Here is a 24,726-nt window from a genome sequence, read left to right on the forward strand (position 1 = left end):
GGGTGCGTACGGCGAGAGGAATTCAGCCAGGACGAGGCCGGGCGCGACCTGCGGCCTTAGCCGCGATCCGTGCGCCTTTTGGCGCGCAGGGTCGGGTCCGCCACTGTCGGGTCCTCGGGCCAGGGATGTTTCGGGTAACGCCCGCGCATGTCCTTGCGCACATCCGCATAAGAGCTTTGCCAGAAGCCGGGCAGATCCATCGTGGTCTGCACCGGGCGACCCGCGGGCGACAGAAGGGTCACGCGCAACGGCTGGCCCGCGACGGTGGGATGGGTGGTCTGGCCGAACATTTCCTGCAGCCGCAGCGCGATCTCGGGGGTCTCTCCGCCGTAATCGATGGCAATCTCGCGCCCAAGCGGCGTGGTGAAGCGCCCCGGAACCGCGCGATCGAGTCGCTGCATCCGGTCCCAGTCCAGCATTGCGCGCAGCGCAGGCAGCAGGTCGAACCGCTTCCAGTCCTGCGCGGTCTTCACGCCTGCAAGGAACGGCAGAAGCCAGTCCTCCAACGTGTCCAGAAGTGCCGCCTCCGATAGGTCGGGAAAGCTGTCGTCCTGCTCTCGCATAAGCGCCACGCGCGCGGCAAAGCGGCGGGCGGGCGGGCTCCAGTTCAGACCGATTTCGCGGATCCCGTCCAGCATCGCGCGCGCGACGGCCTCTTCCGGGGTGTCCTTCCAGTGCCGGTCATCGAGAACGAGCGCGCCAAACATCTCTTGTTGGCGCGCGGCGACCTGCTTTTGCCGCTTGTCCCAGCGGCAGCTTTCGCACCAGTGGATCTGACTTGCGAAAAGGCCGCGCAATTCGGCCTCCGAGATCTCGATGGCCTGGCGGATCCGTGCCTCGCGCGGGTCCCCGTCAAGATCGGTGGCCACGATCAGACGCGCCCCGGCCAGCGGGTCATCGTCGGGTAGGCGTGCGCCCTTGCCGCCCGACATCACATAGCGCGGCGCGTCGCCCTTGCGGCGCAGCCCGATGCGGTCGGGATAGGCGAGCGCGGCCATTTCCGCGTCGCTCATCGCCTCGGCGCGGCCGGGTCCGGCTTGTGCGGCAAGGCGCTTGGCCTCGGTCCGGATCCGGGCAAGCACACCGTCTTTCGCCCCGTGCAGTGACCGCTCCCCGGTCCGGCGCAGCGCACTCAGGCGCAGCGACAGGTCCACGGGCGCGGCCCGCGGCAGCGGATCCCGGTCGGCCAATAGCGCGGCCAGAAGCGCGGCGTCGGAGCCCGCGACGCCCAGCATATGCGCCAGTCTCGGATGCAATGGCAGCGCCGCCAGCGTGCGGCCATGTTCCGTGATGTGCCCCGCGTCGTCGAGCGCGCCCAGCAATCGCAACAGCGCCTGCGCCTCGGCAAAGCTTCTGGGATTGGGCTGGGTCAGGAACGGCATGTCGCCGGGCGCCGCCCCCCAAAGCGCCAGGTCAAGTGCCAGTCCTGCCAGATCCGCCGCTTCGATTTCCGCTGGCGGATAGGCGGGCAGGGCGCCCTCTTCGCCCTTGCTCCAGAGGCGGTAACAGACCCCTTCGGCGACACGCCCGGCGCGCCCGGCGCGCTGGGCGGCCTCGGCGCGGGTCACGGGCTCTGTCACCAGCCGGGACATGCCGCTGCCGGGATCGAACCGCGCCCGCCGTGCGCGCCCGCCATCCACCACCACGCGAATATCTTCGATGGTGAGAGAGGTTTCTGCGATCGACGTGGCCAGCACGATCTTGCGGCCCGAAGCGACAGGGGCGATGGCGGCGCGTTGGGCCTTGATGTCCATCGCGCCGAAGAGCGGTCGCAGCACACAGTCCGGCGGCACGCGATCCTTCAGAAGGGCTTCGACGCGGCGGATCTCGCCTTCGCCGGGCAGGAAGACCAGAATGCTGCCGTCCTGCGCCTGCGCGCCCTTGATGACCAGATCCGCAAGCGCCGCGTCCCAACGGGCGGATTTCGGCACGGGGTGGTCGAGATGCCGGATCTCGACCGGAAAGGCGCGGCCTTCGGAGGTCACGACCGGCGCGCCCATCAGCTCGGCCACCGGCCCGGCATCAAGCGTTGCGGACATCGCCAGAAGCTGCAGGTCTTCGCGCAGCGCCCCCGCGATCTCAAGGCAAAGCGCCAAGCCCAGATCGGCGTTCAGCGACCGTTCGTGGAATTCGTCGAAAATGACCGCGCCGATGCCCCTCAACTCCGGGTCGCGCTGGATCCGCCGGGTCAGGATGCCTTCGGTCACCACCTCGATCCGGGTGGCGTCACTGGTTTTGGCCTCGCCGCGCACGGCATAACCGACGGTGCGGCCCACCGGCTCTCCCAACGTGTCGGCCATGCGCTCGGCGGCGGCGCGCGCGGCAAGGCGGCGCGGCTCGAGCATCACGATACGCCCCTCGGTAAGTTCCGCCTGCAAAAGGGCCAGCGGCACGACCGTGGTCTTGCCGGCGCCCGGCGGGGCCTGCACCACCGCGCGCCCCGTCTCGCGCAGCGCGCTCAGAAGGTCGGGCAGGATATCCCGGATAGGCAGGTCGGTGTCGGACATGGCGCGAATATCGGCCAAAGCGCGCCGGGTTTCCAGCGCCGCGCGATGCTGGACATTGCCCGCCCGACTGGGGCAAAACCCGCAAGGTAAACGCATGCCCGCCGCGAGAGAGGCCCGCCCCATGACCGATACGCAAGAGCTGGCCCGCAAGGTGCGCGACGGCGACCGCCGCGCGCTGGCGCGCGCGATCACGCTGGTGGAAAGCGGGCGCGCCGACCATCGCGCCGCCGCGCTCGACGTGCTCGAACAGCTCAACACGACCGATCGGCAAGCCATACGCATCGGGCTTTCGGGCACGCCCGGCGTTGGCAAGTCGACCTTTATCGAGGCCTTCGGCATGATGCTGACCCGGCAGGGGCTGCGTGTGGCGGTGCTGGCGGTCGATCCCAGTTCGACGCGCTCGGGCGGGTCGATCCTCGGTGACAAAACGCGGATGGAGATGCTGAGCCGCGAGCCCAACGCCTTCATCCGGCCCTCGCCCAGCCAAAGCCACCTGGGCGGCGTGGCCCGGCGCACCCGAGAGGCCGTGCGCCTTTGCGAAGCGGCGGGATTCGACGTGGTGCTGATCGAAACTGTGGGCGTCGGGCAGTCCGAAACCGTGGTGGCGGAAATGTCGGATCTGTTCATTCTGCTGCTGGCCCCGGCGGGCGGGGACGAATTGCAGGGGGTCAAGCGCGGCATCATGGAAATGGCCGACATGATCCTCATCAACAAGGCCGACGGCGATCTCAAGGCGGCGGCGACGCGCACCTGTTCGGATTATTCCGGCGCGCTCAGGCTTTTGCGTAAACGCCCGCAGGATCCCGAGGGTTTTCCCAAGGCGATGATGGTCTCCGCCCTGCAGGAAGAGGGCCTGCAGGCCGCGTGGGACGAGATGACCGCGCTGACCGAGTGGCGCCGGGCCGAGGGGCATTTCGATGCCCGCCGCGCGGCGCAGGCGCGCTACTGGTTCAACGAAGAGGTCAAGCGCGGCCTGCTGGCCAAGCTCGAAACGCCCTCGGCCAAAGAGGCGATGGCCCGCGCCGCCGAGGCGGTGGCCGCCGGCGAGGTCACGCCGACCGTGGCCGCGCGCGATGTGCTGGATTCTCTGACCGGCGACTGATCCGTAGACGGCGCGTCTCATGCCCTGTGCGTTTGAAGAATTATCGGGACAGTCCAAGACGCCGCGCAGTCCAAGACGCCGGTCCCGGTGCATGCCTTTTGGGCTGAAATGCAGGTCAGACCGGTTCGCCGCTATGACCTTTTAAAACATATGTTCGGAAAGGGTCACGCAGTGGTCTTTGCCCTCTTTCGCAAAGTATGCTGAACAGGATCGAACGAATTCCTGCACGATCCGCCTTGGTCTGGCACGGTCATACCCGACAGCAAGGGTCAGCGGTTGCAACACATCTTGGATCGGAAGACACACCAGTTCGAAGCCGCTGTAAGAAACCTCCGTATCAGGGCGCATGTTCAGAACAGCACAGCCCTTTCCCTTACTCACCAGACTTCTGACCATCTCGGTTGAGTTGGCATAGGCCGCGATGCTGATGTCAGATGCAAAATCCTTGAACAGCTTTTGATAGTAAGACGCCACGACAGGTCTTTCGAGGACCACAAGGCGTTCTCGTGCAATCTCGGCCAGACTGACGCTTTGGCGACGCGCCAATGGATGCAGTTTCGGAACCAGACAGTAGGGTGGGGCTTCGATTAGCACATCAAACTCGATGGATGCTTTGGCCCCCTCGCTGACGAACAAGATCACGTCGAAGTCTCCGTTCAACAGCCCGTCCTGCGCCGCATCGTTGTCGCATTCCTGAAGATGAAGCACGGCCTCGCTGTTCTCGGGCAGGAAATCCGAGAAGATCTTCGGAAGAAACGCAGGCGCGACAGGCGCATAGTAGCCAAGACGTAAAACCCCATCGAGAGACTGTTTGAGCTCCGTCCCTTCCGCGAGAATGGAGCGGTAATCTTCCAGCAAAAGCTCGAATTTCTGCGCGATCAAGCGCCCGTTTGCGTTCGCCGTGATCCCGCGAGAGCGTTGCCGATTGACCAGCGTCAGTTCAAAGGCCGCCTCAACTTGATCAATCGCTGCAGACACTGCCGAGGCGGCGATATTCAGACGTTCCGCCGCGTTCGCGATACTCCCAAGCGATACAGCCGTATTGAAATAATACATGGATTTCAAAGATATGGTCATTTTACATCTGAAATTCCGACTTAGATCATCACTTTATTCTGTTTGTGACAGGAAGCCTTGGGTGTCAATCTGCAACCGTCACACTCGGGGAGCCGCGCGATGTCCGAAGAACAACTGAAAGGGTGGAACCATCTGCCGGATGTTCCTTTGAAGACGTCACCATTTTTCACTTGGCCGCCTAACCCGGTCGAGATGGTAAAATGGTTCTGGAATTCGTGGTTTCTTATCACCGAAAAGCTGATCATCGTCGGCATTGCTTTTGCCTGCTACATCTGGTTCCAGCCCCCGTTGGACGCCACGCAAACATTCGAATTCGGCTGGATTGCGCAGATGTACGCCCGCAACATCGTGCTGACATTGCTGGTCGCAGGCTCTCTGCACTTGTGGTTCTACACGTACTCGGCCCAGGGCAAGAAACTAAAGTTCGATCCCCGGCCTCTTATGGTTCAGGGCCGGCAATTCACGTTGGGGGGACAGGTTCGGGACAACATGTTCTGGACGTTGGGCACCGGCGTTCTGATCTGGACAGCGTTCGAGGTGAGCCTGTTCTGGGCGCTGGCCAACGGCCATATGCGCCTGATAACTTTTGAGGCAAACCCGTTCTGGTTCGTGGCGATCTTCTTTCTGATACCGATCTGGGAAAGCTTTTATTTCTACGTCATTCACCGGGCTCTTCACATCCCGTTTCTCTACAAACACGTGCACTCATTGCATCACCGGAACATCAACGTCGGACCTTGGTCGGGTATGTCGATGCACCCGGTCGAGCAGTTGATCTTCCTCAGCTCGGTTTTCGTACATCTGATCATCGGGGCGCACCCCGTGCATATTCTCTTTCATCTCCAGTATTATTTCCTGACCGCAATCACGACGCATACCGGGTTCCAAGGGATTTTGGTCGGTGACAAAAACCGTCTCGCTCTGGGGACATTCCACCACCAGATGCACCACCGCTACTTCGAGTGTAACTACGGCAGTCTCGAGATCCCTTGGGACAAATGGTTTGGCTCATTCCACGACGGGACTGTCTCCGCGAACGAGAAAATGCAGGAACGGCGTAAGAAGATCATGGGCTGATGCGCAATTCTCTCGCCGTGATGCGCCAACGTGCCCCAAACCCACCCGGACCGGCGAGGATCGAACGGTTGGCAAGACCCAGGATCAAGCAAAGGCGGTTTAGCAAAGGGCGCAGGACGTCCAGCAGGCAGGTACACTCGCAGTCGAGAGTCGAGGTATCACAGCCAATCTCGCTGCCGGGATCAACAAGCGCACGAAACGGATCTGCGCTTGCGAAATCGGACCAGCCGCTTCTTCAGCCCACCCGGCACTCGAAAAGACAACGCCCTCGCAGGTTACTGCAAGGGCGTTGGCATATTGGTGCGAAACCGAAACTATGCCTCCACGCTGGGCGGTCGACTGATCCGGTTCAAGCCATAAGAGTTGGACCGCCCCCGCGATGTTTCCACCGATGCGTGGCGCGGGTCTCAGACCGCCAGATTCGGGATGATCTGCTTCTTGCGGCTCATCACCCCGGGCAGCACCACCGTGTCGCCCTCGGGCGCCGCGCCAAAGCTCTTTTCGGCTACCGTCTTCACAAGGTCGTTCGGCACCAGAAGCGTGGCTTCTTCCTTCAGGATGTCGACCACGAAAAGCAGCACCTGATCGACCCCGTCCTCCTCTGCGACGGTCGTCATGCTCTCCATCAGGCTGTCCTTTCGGTTCAGCACCATCTCCGGCGCGGTCGTTTCCAGCACCGAGACACGGAACTTGGTGTCGCCGACGCCGTATTCCTTGCTGTCCATGCGCAGCAGTTCGGCGTCGGAATAGGCGCTCACATCCGACTTCGCGGCGAACATCTCGGCGGCGTAATCCGACACGTCAAGGCCAAGCTGGTCGGCCAGTTGCTCGGCCACGGCGCGGTCATGCGGGGTTGTGGTCGGCGACCGGAATTCAAGCGTATCGCTGAGAATGCAGGTCAGCGCGGCACCCTTCATCGCCTCGGGCAGCTTGGCGGTATCCTCGCCCATCAGGTCCAGGATGATCGTCGCCGTACAGGCCAGCGGTCGCACGGTGATGTCGATCGGGCCTTTGGTTTCCAGCCCGCCCACCAGCTTGTGATGGTCGATGATTGCCTGCACATCGGCACCGTTGATATTGGCCGGCAGTTCGGCGGGGTTGTTCGTGTCGACCACGACACAGGCCTGGCCGTCCTCGACATCCGAGATGATCCGAGGTTTCGGCAGGTTCCAGCGTTCCAGCATGAACGCCGCCTCGGTGTTGGGCTCGCCCAGCAGAACCGCCTCGGCGGCGCTGCCTTTCACCTCGTTCAGGTACCAGGCCCACAGGATGGGCGAACCGGTGGAGTCGGTGTCGGGGGCTTTATGGCCGAAAACAAGCGTTGTCATATCCGTGTGATCCTCTGATCGGCGTGAATTTTGCGCGCCTTATAGGCGGCTCCGACGGGCTTGTCACCCACCGCGCCTGCGGCCAATCTGCCTTCATGGGAAAAGACGCCGAAACCCTGCTCTACGCGCCCGTCAAATCCTGGCTGGAAAGCTGCGGCTACGCGGTCAAGGCCGAAATCGGCCCGGCCGACGTGGTCGGTCTGCGCCCCGGCGCCGTGCCCGTGGTGGTGGAGCTGAAATCGGGCTTCTCCCTCACGCTGCTACAACAGGCCGTGGCGCGCCAGGCCCTGAGTGATCAGGTCTACGTCGCCGTGCCGCGCTGGAAGGGCCGGCCGGGCTGGCGGGCCTTCAAGGGCAATATCGGGCTCTGCCGGCGTCTCGGTCTGGGCGTGCTCAGCGTGCGGTTGGACGATGGCTTTGTACAATGCCACTGCGATCCGGCGCCTTTCCGTCCGCGTAAGGCGCCCAAGAAACGAGACCGGCTGCTCGCGGAATTCGCCGCGCGGCGGGGCGACCCGAATACGGGCGGCACGCGCGGCCCGATCGAAACGGCGTATAAGCAGGACGCCATGACCTGCGCGCGCTTTCTGCTGTCGGGTCCGGCCAAAGGGGCCGACGTGGCGCGCGCCACGGGGGTCGCGCGGGCCACCCGGATCATGGCCGATAATCACTCGGGCTGGTTCTTCCGGGTCGCGCGGGGGCTTTATGACCTGAGCGAACTGGGCCGGGAGACCTTTTCGCAAGCAGATCCCCGGTAATGCCTTCATCCGGCGGAAATTACCTGAGGGGTCAGGGCGACAGCGCCAGCCGTTCCAGCGTGAACCCCTCATTCTCGAGTAGCCGCAGCATGCCGATCTCGTCGGGCAAGTGACCCGCGCCAAAGGCCAGGAACACGCGCTCGCCCGGCGCCGTATCCGCCATCAGCCGTTCCACCCAGCCACGATTGCGCGCTTCGAGGAAGACATCGCTCATCGCCGCGAAATCCTCTTCCGCATCCGGTCCGCCATATTTCAGCGACAAAAGCCGCGAGAACTCCCAGATCAGGGCTACTTCCTCGCGCAGATACCGCTCGCGGATGGTATAGGACAGGTCGTCCGTTTCTCCAGGCCAGGCGAGGGTGAGGCGGATCATGTCAAGCTGATCTTCCATCGGCAGGCTGTCCAGAAGTCCCATCAGATCGCGGAAATCTTCCAGCGATCGGCTCGGCGTGCCATGGGCGGCGGCGCTTTGCCCGATCAGCGTGTCGATGCCCTCCGCCGCAAGCGCGCCCGAGGTCATTTCGCACGGGCCCATGCCCAGCATCATCGTGGCGTAAAGCGGCTTGAATTTCGCGGCCATGAAGGGCGGGATGCCGCGCGCTTCCATCGCCTCGGCGAAGGCGGCCCAGTCCTGTTCGCCCAGCATATCGATCAGCGTGGGCCCCTCGGTCAGAAAGATCATCGACGGGTCGCGGCCCATGTCGCTTTGCATCTGGGCCTGATCGGCATTCGAGATTTCCAGATAGACCTTGTCGGCTTCCGCGATCAAAGGCTCCAGTCGCGCGAGATGTGCGTCGGTGTCACGGTGGTGGAAATGATAGGTGCCGAATATATCAATCACCGTGTCGCCCCGCCGCGCGCGCCACAACAGACCTTCGGCGTGGACCACGTCCGCGACCGCCGCTTGCAGGCGCTCCGCGTCCGCTTCAGGCAGGGCCGCGATCAGGTCCGTGCCGCCGCAGTCGGGGTCCTGCGCCAGCGCGCCGCCCGCCAGCCCGAGCGTCAACAGCAGCGAGGTAAGAAGACGGCGCATGGGCACTCTCTTTCGGGGAAGGGTTATCCGGACGCGGCGCAGGCTAGCGCCGCGTTCGTGCCGCCGCAATCGGCCCGGTGAAATTTTCCGCATCCAGATGTTGACAGCTTCGTGATCGCTCCTTAGCTATGCGCCGTTAGCACTCGACTCTCGTGAGTGCTAACGGGACCGTGCCGCGTTCCGGGCGGTCTCAGGAGGAAACTTTGAGCCAAGGAGCCAAAGACATGGCATTCAAACCGCTGCATGACCGCGTGCTTGTACGTCGCGTGGAAAGCGAAGAAAAAACCGCTGGCGGGCTGATCATCCCCGACAGCGCCAAGGAAAAGCCCAGCGAAGGTGAAGTCGTTGCCTGCGGGGACGGCGCTCGCAAGGACAGCGGAGAGCTGATCGAAATGGCCGTGAAGGCCGGCGACCGCATTCTGTTCGGCAAGTGGTCGGGCACCGAGGTCACGGTGAACGGCGAAGAGCTGCTGATCATGAAGGAAAGCGACATCCTGGGCATCATCGAGAACGACAAGGCCGCGAAAGCCGCCTGAACGCCTCGTGTGATCCAGTAATCATCCGCAATTTTCCAAGACATCAGGAGCAACTGAAATGTCTGCTAAAGACGTGAAATTCAACACCGACGCCCGCAACAAGATGCTCAAAGGCGTCAACATCCTGGCCGACGCGGTCAAGGTGACCCTCGGCCCCAAGGGCCGCAACGTGGTTCTCGACAAATCCTTCGGCTCGCCCCGCATCACCAAGGACGGTGTGTCGGTCGCCAAGGAAATCGAACTGGAAGACAAGTTCGAGAACATGGGCGCGCAGATGGTGAAAGAAGTCGCCAGCCGCACCAATGACGAGGCCGGCGACGGCACCACCACCGCCACCGTGCTGGCTCAGGCCATCGTGAAAGAAGGCATGAAGGCCGTGGCCGCGGGCATGAACCCGATGGACCTCAAGCGCGGTATCGACCTCGCCACGATCAAGGTCGTCGAGTCGATCAAGAACGCCGCCCGTCCGGTCGAGGACAGCGCCGAGGTGGCCCAGGTCGGCACCATTTCCGCCAACGGTGAAGCCGAGATCGGCCAGCAGATCGCAGACGCGATGCAGAAGGTCGGCAACGAGGGCGTGATCACCGTCGAAGAGAACAAAGGCCTCGTGACCGAGACCGACGTCGTCGAGGGCATGCAGTTCGACCGTGGCTACCTCAGCCCCTACTTTGTCACCAACGCCGACAAGATGACGACCGAGCTTGATGATTGCATGATCCTGCTGCACGAGAAGAAGCTCTCGTCGCTGCAGCCGATGGTCCCGCTGCTCGAGTCCGTGATCCAGAGCCAGAAGCCGCTGCTGATCATCGCGGAAGACGTCGAAGGCGAAGCGCTGGCGACCCTCGTGGTCAACAAGCTGCGCGGCGGCCTCAAGATCGCAGCCGTCAAGGCACCGGGCTTCGGCGACCGCCGCAAGGCCATGCTGCAGGACATCGCGATCCTGACCGGCGGCCAGGTGATCTCGGAAGATCTGGGCATGAAGCTCGAGAACGTGACCATGGACATGCTTGGCCAGGCCAAGAAGGTTCAGATCACTAAGGACGAAACCACCATCGTCGACGGCGCTGGCGAAAAGTCCGAAATCGAAGCACGTGTCAGCCAGATCCGTCAGCAGATCGAAGACACCACGTCGGATTACGACCGTGAGAAGCTGCAAGAGCGTGTTGCCAAGCTGGCCGGCGGCGTTGCCGTCATCCGCGTCGGCGGCATGACCGAAACCGAGGTGAAAGAGCGTAAGGACCGCGTCGATGACGCGCTGAACGCCACCCGCGCTGCGGTTCAGGAAGGCATCGTTGTCGGTGGCGGGGTCGCCCTCGTGCAGGGCGCCAAGGCACTGGAAGGTCTGGAAGGCGCAAACACCGACCAGAACAACGGCATCGCCATCGTGCGCCGCGCGCTCGAGGCACCGCTGCGCCAGATTGCCGAGAACGCCGGCGTCGACGGCTCGGTCGTTGCGGGCAAGATCCGTGAATCGAACGATCCGAAGTTCGGCTTCAACGCCCAGACCGAAGAGTACGGTGACATGTTCGCCTATGGCGTCATCGACCCCGCAAAGGTCGTGCGCACCGCGCTCGAGGATGCCGCGTCGATCGCCGGCCTGCTCATCACCACCGAAGCGATGGTCGCTGACCGTCCGCAGAAGGAAGGTGCAGGCGCAGGTGGCGGCATGCCCGACATGGGCGGCATGGGCGGCATGATGTAAGGTTTCGCATCCGCGAAACCGATCGCCCGGCAGGCCTTCGATTCAGATCGGCGGCCTCCCGGGTTCCGCACCGCAAACAAACAGGGCCGTCCCATCGGGGCGGCCCTTTTTCGCGCGCAGTGCGCTGGTGTGGTCAGGCCGAAAACAGCTTGCGCTTGGGCGGGGGCCGGTCGCGCAGCCGCAGCGACGGCTTCGGCGCGGCGTCACGCTGCGCTGTCTTCATGACCGCGCAAAGCTGCTGATGCACGGTCTCGATCTCGTCGGTAATTCCGGTCAGGGCAATCGCGGGAGAGGACGAACCGGTCACCCGCACCAAAAGCGTCGCCAGCCCGCCGGGCATCGCCGGACGGTTAAGAAAGACGCTTTCGATTTCGCCGAGATTGATCTGTCGGGCGACACGGGCCTGATCGTTGATGTTGATCTTGGTGAGTGACAGCGTGCCCTCCTGCAGGTCAAGGCTCATCTGCCGCCGGAACCCGCGCGTGCCATACGCGAACACCGCCAGACCGCCTGCCGCCATGATCGACCCCAAAGCGCCATGCGACACCAACGTGCCGGCGCTTTCATGCGCGGGTACGAGAAACCATAGCAGGATCGCGGCGGCCACCATCAATACCCCGGCGGCCCGCAGGCTCATTTCCGTCACCGCCTCGACCTTGAAGCGGTCGAAACGTTCACGGGCCGTCAAACCCGTGGCCGTGGGGCGCAAGGATACGGTGCGCCATTGCGTTGGTCCCGCTTTTTGCAGACATGCCATTGTTCCGGCTCCTGTCAGGTGCGTTCGTAAAGATCGCTAAAGACGAATCCGGGCATAACTTTGGCGCGTGTGGCGCGGGAAAAAGGCTGATCGGGTCCGATTCTGTGCGCCGCTAGGCCTGATCTTTCGGACGCACGATGTGGAACGTGCCGCTCATATAGGTCAGCGGCTTTTCCCCGGCATCCGAGATCCCCACAACGTTGCCGATGCAGATCGCGTGGCTGCCATGCACATGGCGGTGCGTGAGGCTGCATGTGAACGCGGTGGCACGCGGCAGCAGCGGACCGAACTCGGTGTTGGTCACCGTGATCCCGGCAAACCGGTCGGGCGTTTCGGCATCGAAGATCCCCGCAAAGCGGCGCGCGACGTCGACCGCGTCCTCCGGCAGGATATTGACGGCAAAGGCGCCGTTGGCCTCGACCGCGCGCGCAATGCTGCTGTCGGCCTTCAGGCACACCAGCACCGAGGGCGGATCCGCCGACAGCGAGGTGAAGGCGCTCACCGTGGCGCCGGCCTTGCCGGCCGGGCCATCCGTCGTGACCACAGTCACCGTGGCGGCGACCTGGCGCATGGCCGTGATGAAGGCGTCGCGGACCGTCTTCATGGCACCGCCGTCCGCGATGGCATGGCCAAAAAGAAAAGGCCCTGTGACTGGGTCAATGCGATCTGTCTCCCGAATGTGCACGGACCGGACTTCGCGGTACCGCCGGCGCGTGATCGGTATATAGCGGCAGGCACGTCACCGGCAATGGGGCAGGGGCGCGATTGTGCCGCCGCGATCCGGCATTGCCCCCTGCCGGCATTCCTCCTAAGCAAGGAACACCCTCAATCCGAAGACCACTATGCCCGCAGATCCCTCCCCGGCCATCGCCATCATGCCGCACCACGTCAAGCCGCGTCTGCGTCCCGGGCGGGTGGCGCTCGATGCGCTGGTCTGGCCGCGCGGGCGTCCGGCCCGCCTGCAGGGTGCGCACAAGACGCTGCGCGATCTTACGCCTGACGATCATCTCGTCGTCTTTACCACCGACGCGCTGCATCTTCGCCCCTGGACCGGAACACCGGCCAAGCTTTCGGTGATGGTGCTGGAGCCGCGCGCGATCCATGGCCGCCACATGGCGCTTCTGCGTCTCACGCATCGCCGGTTTCACCGCGTGCTGACATCCAATCCCGGGCTGCTCTCGGCCCTGCCCAACGGTATTCTCTTTCCTCTGGGCTGCACCTGGGTGGGGGACTGGACCGCGCTCGACCTGACCAAGACGCGCGCCTGTTCGCTCATCGCCTCGGCCAAGCGCAGCCTCGAAGGCCATGCGCTGCGCCACGACACCGCTGCGCATATCGCCGATCACGGGCTCGATGTCGACGTCATGGGCGGCGGCTACAAGCCGTTCGCGCTCAAGTCCGACGGTCTTGCGCCCTACCGCTTTTCCGTGGTGATCGAGAACGTGCGCGAGCCGAATTATTTCACCGAGAAACTGATCGATGCCGTGCTGTGCCGCACCGTGCCGATCTACTGGGGCTGTCCCAATCTGGGCGAGTTCATGGACACCTCGGGAATGGTGCTCTGCGAGGATGGGGCGGCGATCCGTGCCGCGCTGAACGACCTCTCGCCCGAACGCTACCAAAGCCTTTTGCCCGGTCTTGCCCGCGCGGTGCCGCAGGCGGCGTCCTATGCCGATATCTTCGCGCGCGCAGCCGACGCAATTCTTGGCCCGCCGGGTCAGGACCGCGCCGGCCAGACCCCGTAACGGTCGTGCAGGACTAAGGCGCAGGCCCGGTTCTGTGCGTCGCGCGGTCCGGCCTGCAGCGCGTGCGCGTCGTCATAGGCGGGTACCATGCCGCGCCGCGCCGCAGGGGCCTTGCTGACGGCGATACCCTGACGGGCAAACTGACCCGATAGCCAGATATCGTCGACCGGCCAGGCGGCGTCCGGCGGGTTGCACTCCGCCCCGGCGAGCCAGCGGGGCGCGACCGAGACACCGGCAAAGCCCTGCGCCACGTCGCACCCTGTGCCCACACGACCGATCCGGTCGATGTCCCACGTCTGACCGCTGGTGGCGGAGCCGGCGTCGCCGGAAAGAAGTGCTGCCGCCCAATGGCGCGGGTGGATCCAGTCATCGTCGCAATATAGAAGCCGCATGCCGGAGCCGCGCAGGTGGCGCGCGGCGACAAGCGCTTTGGTCGCCGGGCCGAAATCCGTCTCGGACCACAGGACTGACACCCCAGACGGGAAGGTGGGCAGGTTGCCCATCCTGCGATATCGGCGATAGCGCCGAGGCAGGCACAGAAAAATGGCGGCTGGCGCGGGCTCCTGTGCGCGCAGGCTTTCAAGGACCGGGCCAAGACGCGCAAGGCGGGGCGGAATGGAGGTGAGGGAAATCGCGTACATGCGGGAGAGTCCAGCGAGCCTGCTATCCGGTGCCGATCATCCGGCCTGCGGTCAAAGACGCGCGTCGCGCAACCGCTTTCGGCGGATCATGTCGCCTCCAGTCCGGGCAACTGTCCCGAGACCGTCAGTTGCAAGCACGTCACCGGACGTAGCGCATCAAGTCTTCTGCGCGGTCCCGGCCCAGCTCGATCCTGCAGGTGTTGATCCCGATACCTGTCCCCGAACCACCCCCGAACGTCGTCCCGACATACTCGCAATGCGCATCCCGATAGGCCGACCACGCCGTCTGCCCGGCCTGCAGCGCCGGGACAGAAACGGGCCTGCCCGTCACCTCATCCAGCTCTTCGGCAGAGCTCATCGCAAAGCCAAGATAGATCTCGACCGTTGCGTCGACGCGGTCCAGCGTGTCGGCGACACAGTCGCCGATTTCGATCTGGCTGCCGCCGCCGCATTCCGTTGCCGGATCGGACAGGACAAGGCCGGGCAGGCCGACAAACAGAACGAAAGATGCGATCAGGCGTTTCACGACCGGGCTCCTTATGGCTTGAAATCCTTGAATCAATAGCGGCCAGCATACCGAAGATCTGACCGCCTGAACAGTCTTCGGTCGCCACCTGGCTTGCGGTTCGCACCCACCTGCGGGTTCAGGCGCTTTCGGGCGGGGTTCCTCCTGACCGACAAAGGCCGCCCATGAAAAAGGCCGCCCTGGCAAGGGGCGGCCCTCAATCGTTCGTGCTCCGCGATCAGCCCGCGATCAGGCCCATCTGCTCAAGCTTCAGAACCACCTGGTGCGCGCAGTTGTCGACATCGACATTCTCGGTCTCGACGCGCAGTTCAGGGTTCTCCGGCACATCGTAAGGGTCGGAAATCCCGGTGAACTCCTTGATCTTGCCCTCGCGCGCAAGCTTGTAGAGCCCTTTGCGGTCTCGGCGTTCACATTCCTCGATCGAGGTGGCGACATGCACCTCGACGAAGGCGCCGAACTCCTCGATCTCCTCGCGCACCGCGCGGCGGGTCGCCGCATAGGGCGCGATCGGCGCGCAGATGGCGATACCGCCGTTCTTGGTGATTTCCGACGCGACATAGCCGATCCGGCGGATGTTGAGGTCGCGGTGCTCCTTCGAAAAGCCTAGCTCGGAACTGAGGTTCTTGCGCACGATATCGCCGTCAAGCAGCGTCACCGGACGCCCGCCCATCTCCATCAGCTTGACCATCAGCGCGTTGGCGATGGTGGATTTGCCCGAGCCGGAGAAACCGGTGAAGAACACGGTAAAACCCTGCTTGGCCCGCGGCGGGCGCGTCCGGCGCAATTCTGTCACCACCTCGGGAAACGAGAACCACTCCGGAATCTCCAGACCTTCCTGCAGGCGGCGACGCAGCTCGGTGCCCGAGATGTTGAGGATCGTGACATTGTCCTTGTCCTCGATCTCGTCCATCGGCTCGTATTGCGCGCGTTCCTGCACATAGACCATGTGTTTGAAATCGACCATCTCGATGCCGATCTCCTCTTCGTGCTCGCGGAACAGATCCTGGGCATCGTAGGGCCCATAGAAATCCTCGCCCGCCGAGTTCTTGCCGGGGCCCGCATGGTCGCGGCCGACGATGAAATGCGTGCAGCCGTGATTGCGGCGGATCAGCCCGTGCCAGACCGCCTCGCGCGGGCCGGCCATGCGCATCGCCAGGTTCAAGAGGCTCATCGTGGTCGTCGATTGCGGATACTTGTCCAGCACTGCCTCGTAGCAGCGCACGCGGGTAAAGTGATCGACATCCCCCGGCTTGGTCATGCCGACGACGGGATGGATCAGAAGGTTGGCCTGCGCTTCCTTGGCGGCGCGAAAGGTCAGTTCCTGATGTGCGCGGTGTAGCGGGTTGCGGGTCTGGAAGGCCACGACCTTGCGCCAGCCCATCTTGCGGAAGAACGCGCGCAATTCGTTGGGCGTGTCGCGGCGGCCGCGGAAATCGTAATGCACCGGCTGCTGGATGCCGGTAACCGGCCCGCCAAGATAGACCTTGCCGGCAGTATTGTGCAGGTAGTTTACCGCCGGATGCGCGCTGTCATCGGCGCCAAAGACCTTCTCGGCCTCACGCGCCTTGTCGGGCGTCCAGCGGTCGGTGACGGTCATGGTGGCCAGGATCACGCCTTCCTGGTCGCGCAGCGCGATGTCCTGGCCCAGCTCGATCGAGTCGGCGAAGGCCTCGCTGACATCAAGGGTAATCGGCATCGGCCAGAGCGAGCCGTCGGCCAGCCGCATCTTCTCCACGACGCTGTCGTAGTCGGCTTCGCTCATAAAGCCCTTGAGCGGGTAGAAGCCGCCGTTCATCAGAAGTTCGAGATCGCAGATCTGGCGCAGGGTCAGGTCCCAACTCGTCAGGTCCGCCGCCTCGACTTTCATTTTCTGGGAAGACTCGTAAGAGACATATAGCTCAGGGATCGGGGCAAGATTGTTTTGCACGAGTTTGGTCCTGTTTTTAAAGGGATTGAATCCACTGGTGGTGCCGGTCAGCTCTGCGTGCAGAGCGTCGTACTCGGCGAATTTCCGGGCAAGGAACTGGTCGGTGAGGCGCATCTTTTCCGCCGCGCCGCGCGGGGTAAGCGCATAAGCGAAGCGCTGGCGCCGGTCCGGCCCCTCGCGGTCGCCGATACGCACGAACCCCGCATCGACCGCGCGCCGCAACAGCGCGTTGACCCGGCCAAGCGAAACCCCCATCGCGGACGCGATGAAGCGTTGCGATGCGTCGGGCGCCTGGTCGAGCTGGCGAAGCAGCCGGAAAAGCTGATCTTCGTCCTCGCCGCGCGGGAAGGGTGCAGTCACGGTCATGGGCGACTCAGTATGCGTTCACGCGTGAACAAATCACATAAATCCTTTTGCCGCGAAACCCCAAAACCCGGTGATCCTGGCAGACCGGGCGGCCTGTGGCGTGAACATCACGCTTTTGCGGCGAAAATTTCCGTGGTTCGCTGGTCGGCGGGGTGGCTGCCGCACGAAAAACGGCGCCGCAAAGGGCGCCGCTGGTCTGCTTCGTCCGGCCCGGGGGGCTGCAGGTCACTCTCCGGCGATGGCCTCATCGTGGCGCACCGGCTCAGGCGTCTCAGAGATCGCCCCGTGCTCGGCCAGGAACCTTTCGGCATCGAGCGCGGCCATGCAGCCCATCCCGGCGCTGGTCACGGCCTGCCGGTAGATGTGATCGGTCAGATCGCCGGCGGCAAAAAGCCCGGGGATCGAGGTGCGGGTGCTCCCCGCCTCGACCTTGACGTAATCGCCGTGATGCATCTCCACCTTGCCTTTCACCAGCTCGCTGGCCGGCGCGTGGCCGATGGCGATGAAGACGCCCTTGCATGGGATCTCCTGCGTCTCGCCCGACTTGGTGTGCTTGACGCGCACGCCGGTCACGCCTTTCGGGTTGTCCTCGCCCAGCACCTCATCGAGCTCGTGAAACCACAGCGTTTCGATCTTGGGATTGTTGAACAGGCGATCTTGCAGGATACGCTCCGCGCGCAGTTCGTCGCGGCGGTGGATAAGCGTCACTTTCGACGCGAAATTGGTCAGGAAAAGTGCCTCTTCCACGGCGGTGTTGCCGCCGCCGACCACGACGATCTCCTCGCCGCGATAAAAGAACCCGTCGCAGGTCGCGCAGGCTGAAACGCCAAAGCCCTTGAACGCCTCCTCGCTGTCCAGGCCAAGCCACTTGGCCCGGGCCCCGGTCGCCAGGATCACCGCATCGGCGGTATAGGTCGTGCCGCTGTCGCCCGTGGCCACGAAGGGCCGCGCGTCGGTGTCAAGCGCGGTGATGATGTCGCCGATGATCTCACAGCCCATCGCCTTGGCATGTGCTTCCATCCGCACCATCAGGTCGGGCCCTTGCACCTCGGTGTCGCCGGGCCAGTTCTCGACCTCGGTCGTGGTGGTCAGCTGCCCGCCGGGTTCGATCCCCTGCACGAGGATCGGCGATAGCATCGCGCGGCTGGCATAGACCCCGGCGGTATATCCGGCGGGGCCGGACCCGATGATAAGACATTTTGTGTGGCGAGTTTCTGTCATTGGCTATCCTCCGATCCAGAACGGATCCCGCATATAGCGTGAGTGCGCATCGGGCAAGACCCCCGCAAGCCAGACCCGACCCGGCAGGATATCTCCACATTACGTCTGATTTCTGCTAGTCTTACGACGATAAAAGTGAATTCAAGGTGAAAGTTATGTTTGCAACACGTTTATGGACGGCCATAGCCTGTGTCGCATGGGCCACAGCGCCGGCGCTGGCCGACGAAGACTACGCCCCGGTTTGTGAACTGAAAGGCACAAATGGCATGGTCACGATGCTGCTCTGCCCCGAGGGTTTGCAGCCCGAGACGCTGGCGCAGGAAGGCAAGGCGGCCTGCGATGGGCGCAAGCCCTGCGGCGCATGGGTCTGGACAGACGCCAGCGCGATCCCCGAAGAGGCGCCCGACGCGCATGACAAGCTGCCTAAGGCAAGCGTACAACAGGCTTTGGCAATCTGGATGAATGAGGCCGAGCAACTGATCTCGCTCGCAAAAGAAACGTCGGAGTAGTCCGGAAAAAGAACGGCCCGCCAATTTCGATGGCAGGCCGATCCTGATTCTATCGCCTCAGAGGTTATGCGTCACGCAGCGCGCTTTTGCTTGCGTAGGCGCAATGCACCGAAGAAGCCGAGGCCTGTCAGAACCAGAGGCAGTCCGGCCGGCAGCGGGATCGGGTTCGCGATCCGCTGGACTTTTTTGCTGATCGCCTGATCATAGGCGGAACCAAAACCGCTTACCTCTAGAACGAAGGCGTTGCTTAGCGGGTTCGTGATGAGGTTTTCATCTTGGATGATCGGTTGAAGGCCGGTGCCGGCCGTGTCGAAAGCAAGCTCTGACAAGAAATTGCTGTTCGGCGCACCACCGAAGTTTTCGACGGCTTCGAAGCTCAGCGAGTCCCAGCCGTCACCGCGAACACCGTTCAATATCGTTTGCAGGCCGCTCAAGGAGGTTGTGCCAGAAGTGGGTTCGCCGTCGGTCATCATGTTAATGATACCAGCACTGCCTGTCGATGATCCCAGAAGACCGAAGGCGCAAGAGTAACAGGTATTGCCGCTAGAGTAGGCGTCATCGCGAATGTCATCGCCCAACGCTGTCTTGATATCTGCAGACGAAGAGTTGGGCCCGATTGAAGCTGATGCGACAACAGCTGCACCGCTCGAAAAGGAGATCACCTTCACGTTGTAGGTGTCCGGATTGTTTGCAAGCGACGCTTCGAGCGCGTCTGCCAGTGAGTCCATAGCAGCAGTGTAATCGCTTGAAGCAACGCTTCCTGACTCATCCATCAGGAACGCTAAATCAAAAGTCGCAGCGTTCGCGCCTACCGCGCTTAGTGCCATGATAGAGGCGATCGCGGTTGCCTTGGTTATATGTTTGAACATTTTTGTCCCCCCAATCGTTAAGAATGGTTGCGAAATTGACAGGAGATATCTGTAAGACGATCTCCAACTTGAAATTACCAAGGGCGAACAATCACTCGTCCACAAATCCAGAAGACGCAAAGCTGCGCCCTAAGCATGATGAAACATAACACGGAAATGCCGTAAAGTTAACCTTATTTCTCCACTTTCTCCCGAACTCGGTGTCTTTGCAATGCAGGGCAGAGCAATCCTCAGAATTATATTTCGTATTATTGAAATATTATTGCGCAGGATCGGGCGGCTGATATAATTTTCGGAAATTGTCCCGTATTGGAGCGAATCATGCCGAATCCCCGCCTTGATGACATTGATCGCAGGATCCTGGCCGAGCTTCAGGCGGATGGGCGGATGACCAATGTCGAACTGGCGCGCCGGGTCGGCATTTCCGCGCCCCCCTGCCTGCGCCGTGTACGCACGCTCGAGGAACAGGGCTATATTCGTGGCTATCATGCCGATGTGGACCCGCGCGAGCTTGGCTTCGAGGTGCAGGTCTTCGCCATGGTCGGTCTGCAAAGCCAGGCCGAGGCCGACCTTTCGGCCTTCGAAACCCGCTGCCGCAACTGGCCGCTCGTGCGCGAATGCCACATGCTCAACGGCGAAGTGGATTTCATCCTCAAATGCGTGGCCCCCGATCTGTCGACCTTCCAGCGGTTTCTGACCGGCGAACTGACCGCCGCCGATAATGTGGCGTCGGTCAAAACATCGCTGGTGATCCGCGGCGCCAAGGATGAACCGGGCGTTCCCTTCGACATTCTCGAAGAGCGGCTGAGCAAAAGCGCCTGAGGCGCGCACCCACGTTCAGATAATCGGAAGATCGAGCCGCGGCACCGCGGTCGTTCCGAAATCGGCCGGTGTCTCGATGTGCGGGAACAGCGACAGGAAAAGCGTCAGCAGGTTCGGTCCGAGGTGACGCTCGAAGCCCATCCCGGGGTGAAAGCTTTCCGTCTCGATCCCGGCGGCCCGGATCACCGCGTGCCGGCGCAGCGCGATGTGATAAACCGTGACCGGGCGTGGCGGCGCGATCTCGACCACGTTGACGCCATCGGCCAGATCGCGCGCCGGAACCAGCATTCGTTCGCGGCCCAGGCCAAGATCGTGCCCGCGCGGCCGCGTCAGGATCCGCGCCCCGGGACCGACCAGCAGATTGGCCTCCGGTTTGCCAAGGCCAAAGGCGTCGGGCATGATCCGCGTCAGACGGCAGGCCACTTGGTCAACCCCAAGCGCCTGCGGAACAAGCGTCATCGACCCGATCCAGAGAACTTTCATCGGGCCGCGCGTTTCGGTCGACACGCTCATACCGGGATCGAGATCCTGCACGGCGATCTGACCGCGTGGCGTCGTAATCAATGTGCCGTGGCAAAAGGCGGAGAAAGCGGCTTCGAAGAACGGTGCGGCGGGTCCGATCTGCTCGGTCCAGTCCGGGGTGCCGTCCTTACGCAGAAACGCGATCTGGAATTTTCGCATCGCCCGATGCGCGCGCCCGGCGAACTGCGCGTCGACCGGTACGATCTTCGCATGTGTCTCCTGATCCGGGTCAGCCGCCTGTCTGTCGGCGGCCAGGGAGAGGGGGGCCATGTCACATCACCTGTTTGCGCTCACCATGGCCGCGCCGGCCCCCACCGACGACGACAGCGCAATGATGTCGGATTTCAAACTGTCACGATGTCAGCTAGCCATGGCGCCGGAAAGCCGTCAAATTCATGTACAATTTGTATAAACGGGGGGAACAATATTGTACAATTTGTACAAATTGTTCCTCGCGGCCTCTCAACTTCGCCACATTCTCTCACCGCTCATCTCGAATCAACAAGGCCGCCCCGACGGGACGGCCTTTGTCATAATTCTGGTCCAGGTTTGCCCGGCTGAACGGCTCAGGCTGTTTTCAGAACGGCCCTGACCGGCGCGACGCGTGCAGCATAACGCACGCCGCGGTGAAAGGGCAGGGCCGGCATGTCCGACTTGCTCGTTTCGATCACCGATTTCATCCAACGCTTCTTCATGATGATTCCTTTCGTTTTCTTGTCTGCCTCAGCCGCGTGTCGCGGTGTTCTTGTTGTTTCTGAGGTCAGTATCGCGCTGGTTTGGGGCCAAGATTTGGCGACTGTATAAAAACTTTCATGAAGTTTCGAAATTTTCCGGCGCGAATGGGCTCCACGCTGTGGAATCTCGTAACATCCTGAAAAAATGCAATATTATTCGGCTTTCAGCAACAGTTACGCGAAGCGGTCCGGGATTGTTTCAGGAATTGGGGCAATCTCGTGATCGGGATTGCCCAGTTCGTGCCGCAATCAGAGCCGGATGACGGAAATCAGCCGTCCATAATCCGCCTCGCCCGCGTGCGTGGTGCGACGGTATGAATAGAATCGCTCGGGGTCCGCGTAGGTGCAGTGCCGTGTCCAGCCCGCCTCGCCCACGCCTGCCCGCCGCAGCCGGTGCACGCCATAGCCCGGCAGATCGAAGTGATACTTGCCGTTCTCACCATTGACGAAGAACCGGTGGTTCTCCGGATCGTCGTCCAGAAACCGTTCCAGGAATTCCTGCCCGACCTCATAGGCGCTCTGACTGATCGATGGCCCGATCACCGCCCGGACCCGTCCCGCCTCGGCGCCGAGCCGTTCCATCGCCGCGACCGTCGCTTCGAGCACCCCATCAAGCGCGCCGCGCCAGCCCGCATGCGCCGCGCCGATCACCCCGGCCTCGGCGTCTGCGAAGAGCACGGGCTGGCAATCTGCCGTCAGCACGGCAAGCGCCAAGCCCGGTGTCGCGGTCACCATGCCGTCGGCCTTGGCCTTACCGTCTTTTGGGCCCTCAACGATTTCCACGTCGGATGAATGGACCTGGTGCACGGTCACCAAAGCATCCGGTGCGACATCCATCGCTTTGGCCACGCGGCCGCGATTGATCGACACGATTTCTGCCAGATCCGAGGATCCCTTGCCGCAATTCAACCCGGAGAAGACCCCAGAGGATGCCCCGCCCCTTCGGGTGAAAAAACCGTGGCGAAGCGGCGCAAGTCGGTTGTCGGTCAGGATTTCTAGCGTCATGGATCGAGCCCCGGCGGCGGCGCGGCGCCCTCGGGATAAAGCGCCATTGCCTTGAAGAGCGTCCCCATTTCACCCGGCGCGGTCAAGCGTCGATGTGCGGCCACATGCGCATCGAGCTTGGTCCCGGACAGATGCTGTGCAAGCGCCTGCGCCCGGGTCGTGATACCAAGCCGTTCGAGAAAGATGCCCTGAGGCGTCACCTTGCTGTGATGACAGCCTTCGGGTACCGCGCGGGCCAAAGCCTCAAAGTCTACATGCGCCGTCAGGTCAGCCTCGCCCGGCGCCTCGAGAAACGGCACGGGTGCCTGCGCACGCACGGCCTGAAGCGTGTCGCCGAGCGAGCGCCAGTCGCCGTAGTCTATGACGATGGCCGTGCCGCCCCGTGTCGCGATGCGGGTGCCGAGCGCCTCGATCACCGCGGGGGCGGTCGGGCATAGCTCAACCGCGTCGCCATCTTTTGTGTCCGCAAGTCGGTGCGCCAGGGCGGGGACAGACTTCACATCCTCCAGACCCGCCACAAGCGCGCCCCGACGCTCTCCCACAACACGTTCGCGCCAACCTTCGTCTGCCCGGATAAGTTGGCGGATAGGCAGCGCATCGAAAAACTCGTTCGCTACGGCAAATGTCGGCAGATCGGGCAGGTCGTCGACCCGCTCCAGCCACGTGGCGCGGTCTTCGCCCAGTTCCGCTGCTTGGCGAGCACGCAGCACGGGCGAGGCCTCCACGAGGTAGAGCGTCAGCGCTTCGTGAAAGCCCGGGACACCCTTCGCGGCACGCAGGAGATCGGTCATAAGCGTGCCGCGCCCCGGCCCCAGTTCCACCAGGGCGAAGGGGCTGGGTCGTCCTTGATCCATCCACGCCTGCGCAAGGCAAAGGCCCAGAAGCTCGCCGAACATCTGGCTGATTTCGGGGGCCGTTATGAAATCGCCACCGGCGCCCAGAGGGTCGCGTGTCATGTAATAGCCGTACTGTGGATGCATCAGGCAGGCACCCATGAAGGCGTCCATGCGCATCGGGCCGCTGGCGCGGATCTGCGCGGCGAGGATATCGGAAAGCGCGGTCATGCCGCGCGTCTTCGCGCCCGAACGATCATGTAGACTCCGAAGGCGATCATCGGCAGGCAAAGGATCTGCCCCATGGTCAGGCCCCAGCCGTTCACGTGCCATGCAAGGCCGAGAGGATTGCCGGGGCTGACGAACTGCGCATCCGGTTGCCGCACGAATTCCACCGCGAACCGGGCAAGCCCGTAGCCGGTAAAAAAGAGTCCGGTGATCAAACCTACACGCGCCAGGGCTCGGCGACGAAAAGCCAGATAAATCAGGACACCCCCGAGAATAAGCCCTTCCAGAAGCGCCTCATAGAGTTGCGAGGGGTGGCGCGCGCAAAAGCCCGCGACCTGACCGGCGCAGTCCTGCGCCGCCGCGCCCGGAAAGATCACACCCCACGGCAGATCGGTGGGCCGACCCCAAAGCTCGCCGTTGATGAAATTGGCGACCCGGCCAAGGAAAAGCCCGACCGGCGTCGCCATGCAAAGCACATCGGCCACCGAGAGCCACGCGATACCCTGCCGCCACGACCACAGCACACAGGCCGTGATCACGCCCAAAAGACCGCCGTGAAAGGACATACCTCCCTGCCAGACCATCAGGATCTCGCCCGGATTAGCAAGGTAATAGCCAGGTTGGTAGAAAAGCACGAACCCCAACCGCCCGCCGAGCACGACACCAAGGATGACCCAGGTGGCCAGATCCTCGACCTGGTCGGGGTGCATCACAGGCGTGTTCCCGGCCCAGATAGCCGGACGTCGCGTGGCCATCACCACAAGCCGCCAGCCAATGATGATACCGACGATATATGAAAGCGCATACCACCGAAGGGCGAACTCCGCCCCGAAGATCGAGATCGAGAAAAGCTCGGGGGAAATGTCGGGAAATCGGATCGCTGCCTGCATGTCTGCCTCTT

The 24,726-nt window shown here is 62.9% G+C and carries 24 protein-coding genes; 8 read left to right on the plus strand and 16 right to left on the minus strand.

Going from position 1 to position 24,726, the window contains the following annotated elements; all coding sequences use genetic code 11:
- Window positions 1–56 precede the first annotated feature (56 nt).
- Entirely contained in the window at window positions 57–2,507 is a 2,451-nt protein-coding gene (hrpB, locus tag EZV60_RS08995) for an ATP-dependent helicase HrpB (protein WP_135504561.1), read from the minus strand.
- A 121-nt stretch (window positions 2,508–2,628) separates the two neighbouring features.
- Here hrpB and meaB point away from each other — a divergent pair, with 121 nt between their 5' ends.
- Window positions 2,629–3,609 (plus strand): methylmalonyl Co-A mutase-associated GTPase MeaB, encoded by a 981-nt coding sequence (gene meaB, locus EZV60_RS09000; protein WP_135504565.1) that lies wholly within the window; start codon window positions 2,629–2,631, stop codon window positions 3,607–3,609.
- Between the two features lie 141 nt (window positions 3,610–3,750).
- Here meaB and EZV60_RS09005 read toward each other — a convergent pair whose 3' ends face one another.
- Entirely contained in the window at window positions 3,751–4,686 is a 936-nt protein-coding gene (locus tag EZV60_RS09005) for a LysR substrate-binding domain-containing protein (protein ID WP_135504568.1), read from the minus strand.
- Between the two features lie 99 nt (window positions 4,687–4,785).
- Here EZV60_RS09005 and EZV60_RS09010 point away from each other — a divergent pair, with 99 nt between their 5' ends.
- Window positions 4,786–5,763: a sterol desaturase family protein gene (locus EZV60_RS09010; protein WP_135504572.1), complete on the plus strand. Its 978-nt coding sequence runs from the start codon at window positions 4,786–4,788 to the stop codon at window positions 5,761–5,763.
- 407 nt (window positions 5,764–6,170) lie between these two features.
- Here EZV60_RS09010 and EZV60_RS09015 read toward each other — a convergent pair whose 3' ends face one another.
- Entirely contained in the window at window positions 6,171–7,091 is a 921-nt protein-coding gene (locus EZV60_RS09015) for a manganese-dependent inorganic pyrophosphatase (RefSeq protein WP_135504576.1), read from the minus strand.
- Window positions 7,092–7,186: 95 nt separating this feature from the next.
- Here EZV60_RS09015 and EZV60_RS09020 point away from each other — a divergent pair, with 95 nt between their 5' ends.
- Window positions 7,187–7,849: a DUF2161 domain-containing phosphodiesterase gene (locus EZV60_RS09020; RefSeq protein WP_135504581.1), complete on the plus strand. Its 663-nt coding sequence runs from the start codon at window positions 7,187–7,189 to the stop codon at window positions 7,847–7,849.
- Between the two features lie 31 nt (window positions 7,850–7,880).
- On the opposite strand, the gene EZV60_RS09025 is transcribed toward EZV60_RS09020, so the two are convergent.
- Window positions 7,881–8,882: a TraB/GumN family protein gene (locus EZV60_RS09025; RefSeq protein WP_135504584.1), complete on the minus strand. Its 1,002-nt coding sequence runs from the start codon at window positions 8,880–8,882 to the stop codon at window positions 7,881–7,883.
- Window positions 8,883–9,106: 224 nt separating this feature from the next.
- On the opposite strand from EZV60_RS09025, the gene groES reads away from it, so the two are divergent.
- On the plus strand, window positions 9,107–9,418 hold the full coding sequence (gene groES / locus EZV60_RS09030; RefSeq protein WP_135504586.1) for a co-chaperone GroES: 312 nt from the start codon (window positions 9,107–9,109) through the stop codon (window positions 9,416–9,418).
- A 58-nt stretch (window positions 9,419–9,476) separates the two neighbouring features.
- Window positions 9,477–11,120 (plus strand): chaperonin GroEL, encoded by a 1,644-nt coding sequence (groL, locus tag EZV60_RS09035; protein WP_135504588.1) that lies wholly within the window; start codon window positions 9,477–9,479, stop codon window positions 11,118–11,120.
- A gap of 133 nt (window positions 11,121–11,253) precedes the next feature.
- Here groL and EZV60_RS09040 read toward each other — a convergent pair whose 3' ends face one another.
- Both EZV60_RS09040 and EZV60_RS09045 read right to left on the minus strand, forming a co-directional pair.
- On the minus strand, window positions 11,254–11,877 hold the full coding sequence (locus EZV60_RS09040) for a hypothetical protein (protein WP_135504590.1): 624 nt from the start codon (window positions 11,875–11,877) through the stop codon (window positions 11,254–11,256).
- A 112-nt stretch (window positions 11,878–11,989) separates the two neighbouring features.
- Window positions 11,990–12,481 carry a flavin reductase family protein gene (locus EZV60_RS09045; protein ID WP_135504592.1) on the minus strand — a complete coding sequence of 164 codons (492 nt, stop codon included), beginning with the start codon at window positions 12,479–12,481 and terminating at the stop codon, window positions 11,990–11,992.
- Between the two features lie 238 nt (window positions 12,482–12,719).
- Here EZV60_RS09045 and EZV60_RS09050 point away from each other — a divergent pair, with 238 nt between their 5' ends.
- Window positions 12,720–13,622, plus strand: a complete 903-nt coding sequence (locus EZV60_RS09050) for a glycosyltransferase family 10 domain-containing protein (RefSeq protein WP_135504594.1) — start codon at window positions 12,720–12,722, stop codon at window positions 13,620–13,622.
- Here the strand turns inward: EZV60_RS09050 and EZV60_RS09055 are convergent.
- From EZV60_RS09055 to trxB, 4 genes are all read right to left on the minus strand, one after another.
- Window positions 13,595–14,263 (minus strand): hypothetical protein, encoded by a 669-nt coding sequence (locus EZV60_RS09055; RefSeq protein WP_135504596.1) that lies wholly within the window; start codon window positions 14,261–14,263, stop codon window positions 13,595–13,597. The two genes, EZV60_RS09050 and EZV60_RS09055, sit on opposite strands and share 28 nt — an antisense overlap.
- A 139-nt stretch (window positions 14,264–14,402) precedes the next feature.
- Window positions 14,403–14,789: a lysozyme inhibitor LprI family protein gene (locus tag EZV60_RS09060; protein ID WP_245306254.1), complete on the minus strand. Its 387-nt coding sequence runs from the start codon at window positions 14,787–14,789 to the stop codon at window positions 14,403–14,405.
- A gap of 217 nt (window positions 14,790–15,006) precedes the next feature.
- On the minus strand, window positions 15,007–17,082 hold the full coding sequence (locus EZV60_RS09065; RefSeq protein WP_135504598.1) for a bifunctional sulfate adenylyltransferase/adenylylsulfate kinase: 2,076 nt from the start codon (window positions 17,080–17,082) through the stop codon (window positions 15,007–15,009).
- Between the two features lie 225 nt (window positions 17,083–17,307).
- Window positions 17,308–18,303 (minus strand): thioredoxin-disulfide reductase, encoded by a 996-nt coding sequence (gene trxB / locus EZV60_RS09070; RefSeq protein ID WP_135504600.1) that lies wholly within the window; start codon window positions 18,301–18,303, stop codon window positions 17,308–17,310.
- Between the two features lie 155 nt (window positions 18,304–18,458).
- Here trxB and EZV60_RS09075 point away from each other — a divergent pair, with 155 nt between their 5' ends.
- Window positions 18,459–18,812, plus strand: a complete 354-nt coding sequence (locus tag EZV60_RS09075) for a hypothetical protein (protein WP_135504602.1) — start codon at window positions 18,459–18,461, stop codon at window positions 18,810–18,812.
- Between the two features lie 71 nt (window positions 18,813–18,883).
- Here the strand turns inward: EZV60_RS09075 and EZV60_RS09080 are convergent, their stop codons facing one another.
- Window positions 18,884–19,681 carry a VWA domain-containing protein gene (locus tag EZV60_RS09080; RefSeq protein WP_135504605.1) on the minus strand — a complete coding sequence of 266 codons (798 nt, stop codon included), beginning with the start codon at window positions 19,679–19,681 and terminating at the stop codon, window positions 18,884–18,886.
- Between the two features lie 321 nt (window positions 19,682–20,002).
- Between EZV60_RS09080 and EZV60_RS09085 the strand changes: the two genes are divergently transcribed.
- Window positions 20,003–20,503: an Lrp/AsnC family transcriptional regulator gene (locus EZV60_RS09085; RefSeq protein ID WP_135504609.1), complete on the plus strand. Its 501-nt coding sequence runs from the start codon at window positions 20,003–20,005 to the stop codon at window positions 20,501–20,503.
- Between the two features lie 15 nt (window positions 20,504–20,518).
- Here EZV60_RS09085 and EZV60_RS09090 read toward each other — a convergent pair whose 3' ends face one another.
- From EZV60_RS09090 to lgt, 5 genes are all read right to left on the minus strand, one after another.
- On the minus strand, window positions 20,519–21,295 hold the full coding sequence (locus tag EZV60_RS09090) for a Hint domain-containing protein (protein ID WP_135504613.1): 777 nt from the start codon (window positions 21,293–21,295) through the stop codon (window positions 20,519–20,521).
- Between the two features lie 296 nt (window positions 21,296–21,591).
- Complete coding sequence (locus EZV60_RS19450; protein WP_280952575.1) at window positions 21,592–21,720, minus strand: hypothetical protein; 129 nt, start codon at window positions 21,718–21,720, stop codon at window positions 21,592–21,594.
- A 288-nt stretch (window positions 21,721–22,008) separates the two neighbouring features.
- The gene (pgeF, locus tag EZV60_RS09095; protein ID WP_135504616.1) at window positions 22,009–22,764 is read right to left on the minus strand and encodes a peptidoglycan editing factor PgeF; all 756 of its coding nucleotides are present in this window, start codon (window positions 22,762–22,764) and stop codon (window positions 22,009–22,011) included.
- Window positions 22,761–23,828, minus strand: coding sequence for a class I SAM-dependent methyltransferase (locus EZV60_RS09100; RefSeq protein ID WP_135504620.1), 1,068 nt, complete (start codon window positions 23,826–23,828; stop codon window positions 22,761–22,763). Before EZV60_RS09100 ends, pgeF begins: the two co-directional genes overlap by 4 nt.
- On the minus strand, window positions 23,825–24,715 hold the full coding sequence (gene lgt / locus EZV60_RS09105) for a prolipoprotein diacylglyceryl transferase (RefSeq protein ID WP_135504622.1): 891 nt from the start codon (window positions 24,713–24,715) through the stop codon (window positions 23,825–23,827). The genes EZV60_RS09100 and lgt overlap by 4 nt, the downstream gene beginning before the upstream one ends.
- Window positions 24,716–24,726: the final 11 nt, after the last annotated feature.

The organism is Roseovarius aestuariivivens (assembly GCF_004761875.1).
Taxonomy (GTDB): Bacteria; Pseudomonadota; Alphaproteobacteria; order Rhodobacterales; family Rhodobacteraceae; genus Roseovarius; species Roseovarius aestuariivivens.

Bases quoted from the DNA above. Each gene is read 5' to 3' on its own strand.
- hrpB (WP_135504561.1), bottom strand. From the start codon at position 2,507: ATGTCCGACACCGACCTGCCTATCCGGGATATCCTGCCCGACCTTCTG.
- meaB (WP_135504565.1), top strand. From the start codon at position 2,629: ATGACCGATACGCAAGAGCTGGCCCGCAAGGTGCGCGACGGCGACCGC.
- EZV60_RS09005 (WP_135504568.1), bottom strand. From the start codon at position 4,686: ATGACCATATCTTTGAAATCCATGTATTATTTCAATACGGCTGTATCG.
- EZV60_RS09010 (WP_135504572.1), top strand. From the start codon at position 4,786: ATGTCCGAAGAACAACTGAAAGGGTGGAACCATCTGCCGGATGTTCCT.
- EZV60_RS09015 (WP_135504576.1), bottom strand. From the start codon at position 7,091: ATGACAACGCTTGTTTTCGGCCATAAAGCCCCCGACACCGACTCCACC.
- EZV60_RS09020 (WP_135504581.1), top strand. From the start codon at position 7,187: ATGGGAAAAGACGCCGAAACCCTGCTCTACGCGCCCGTCAAATCCTGG.
- EZV60_RS09025 (WP_135504584.1), bottom strand. From the start codon at position 8,882: ATGCGCCGTCTTCTTACCTCGCTGCTGTTGACGCTCGGGCTGGCGGGC.
- groES (WP_135504586.1), top strand. From the start codon at position 9,107: ATGGCATTCAAACCGCTGCATGACCGCGTGCTTGTACGTCGCGTGGAA.
- groL (WP_135504588.1), top strand. From the start codon at position 9,477: ATGTCTGCTAAAGACGTGAAATTCAACACCGACGCCCGCAACAAGATG.
- EZV60_RS09040 (WP_135504590.1), bottom strand. From the start codon at position 11,877: ATGGCATGTCTGCAAAAAGCGGGACCAACGCAATGGCGCACCGTATCC.
- EZV60_RS09045 (WP_135504592.1), bottom strand. From the start codon at position 12,481: ATGAAGACGGTCCGCGACGCCTTCATCACGGCCATGCGCCAGGTCGCC.
- EZV60_RS09050 (WP_135504594.1), top strand. From the start codon at position 12,720: ATGCCCGCAGATCCCTCCCCGGCCATCGCCATCATGCCGCACCACGTC.
- EZV60_RS09055 (WP_135504596.1), bottom strand. From the start codon at position 14,263: ATGTACGCGATTTCCCTCACCTCCATTCCGCCCCGCCTTGCGCGTCTT.
- EZV60_RS09065 (WP_135504598.1), bottom strand. From the start codon at position 17,082: ATGACCGTGACTGCACCCTTCCCGCGCGGCGAGGACGAAGATCAGCTT.
- trxB (WP_135504600.1), bottom strand. From the start codon at position 18,303: ATGACAGAAACTCGCCACACAAAATGTCTTATCATCGGGTCCGGCCCC.
- EZV60_RS09075 (WP_135504602.1), top strand. From the start codon at position 18,459: ATGTTTGCAACACGTTTATGGACGGCCATAGCCTGTGTCGCATGGGCC.
- EZV60_RS09080 (WP_135504605.1), bottom strand. From the start codon at position 19,681: ATGTTCAAACATATAACCAAGGCAACCGCGATCGCCTCTATCATGGCA.
- EZV60_RS09085 (WP_135504609.1), top strand. From the start codon at position 20,003: ATGCCGAATCCCCGCCTTGATGACATTGATCGCAGGATCCTGGCCGAG.
- EZV60_RS09090 (WP_135504613.1), bottom strand. From the start codon at position 21,295: ATGGCCCCCCTCTCCCTGGCCGCCGACAGACAGGCGGCTGACCCGGAT.
- EZV60_RS19450 (WP_280952575.1), bottom strand. From the start codon at position 21,720: ATGAAGAAGCGTTGGATGAAATCGGTGATCGAAACGAGCAAGTCGGAC.
- pgeF (WP_135504616.1), bottom strand. From the start codon at position 22,764: ATGACGCTAGAAATCCTGACCGACAACCGACTTGCGCCGCTTCGCCAC.
- EZV60_RS09100 (WP_135504620.1), bottom strand. From the start codon at position 23,828: ATGACCGCGCTTTCCGATATCCTCGCCGCGCAGATCCGCGCCAGCGGC.
- lgt (WP_135504622.1), bottom strand. From the start codon at position 24,715: ATGCAGGCAGCGATCCGATTTCCCGACATTTCCCCCGAGCTTTTCTCG.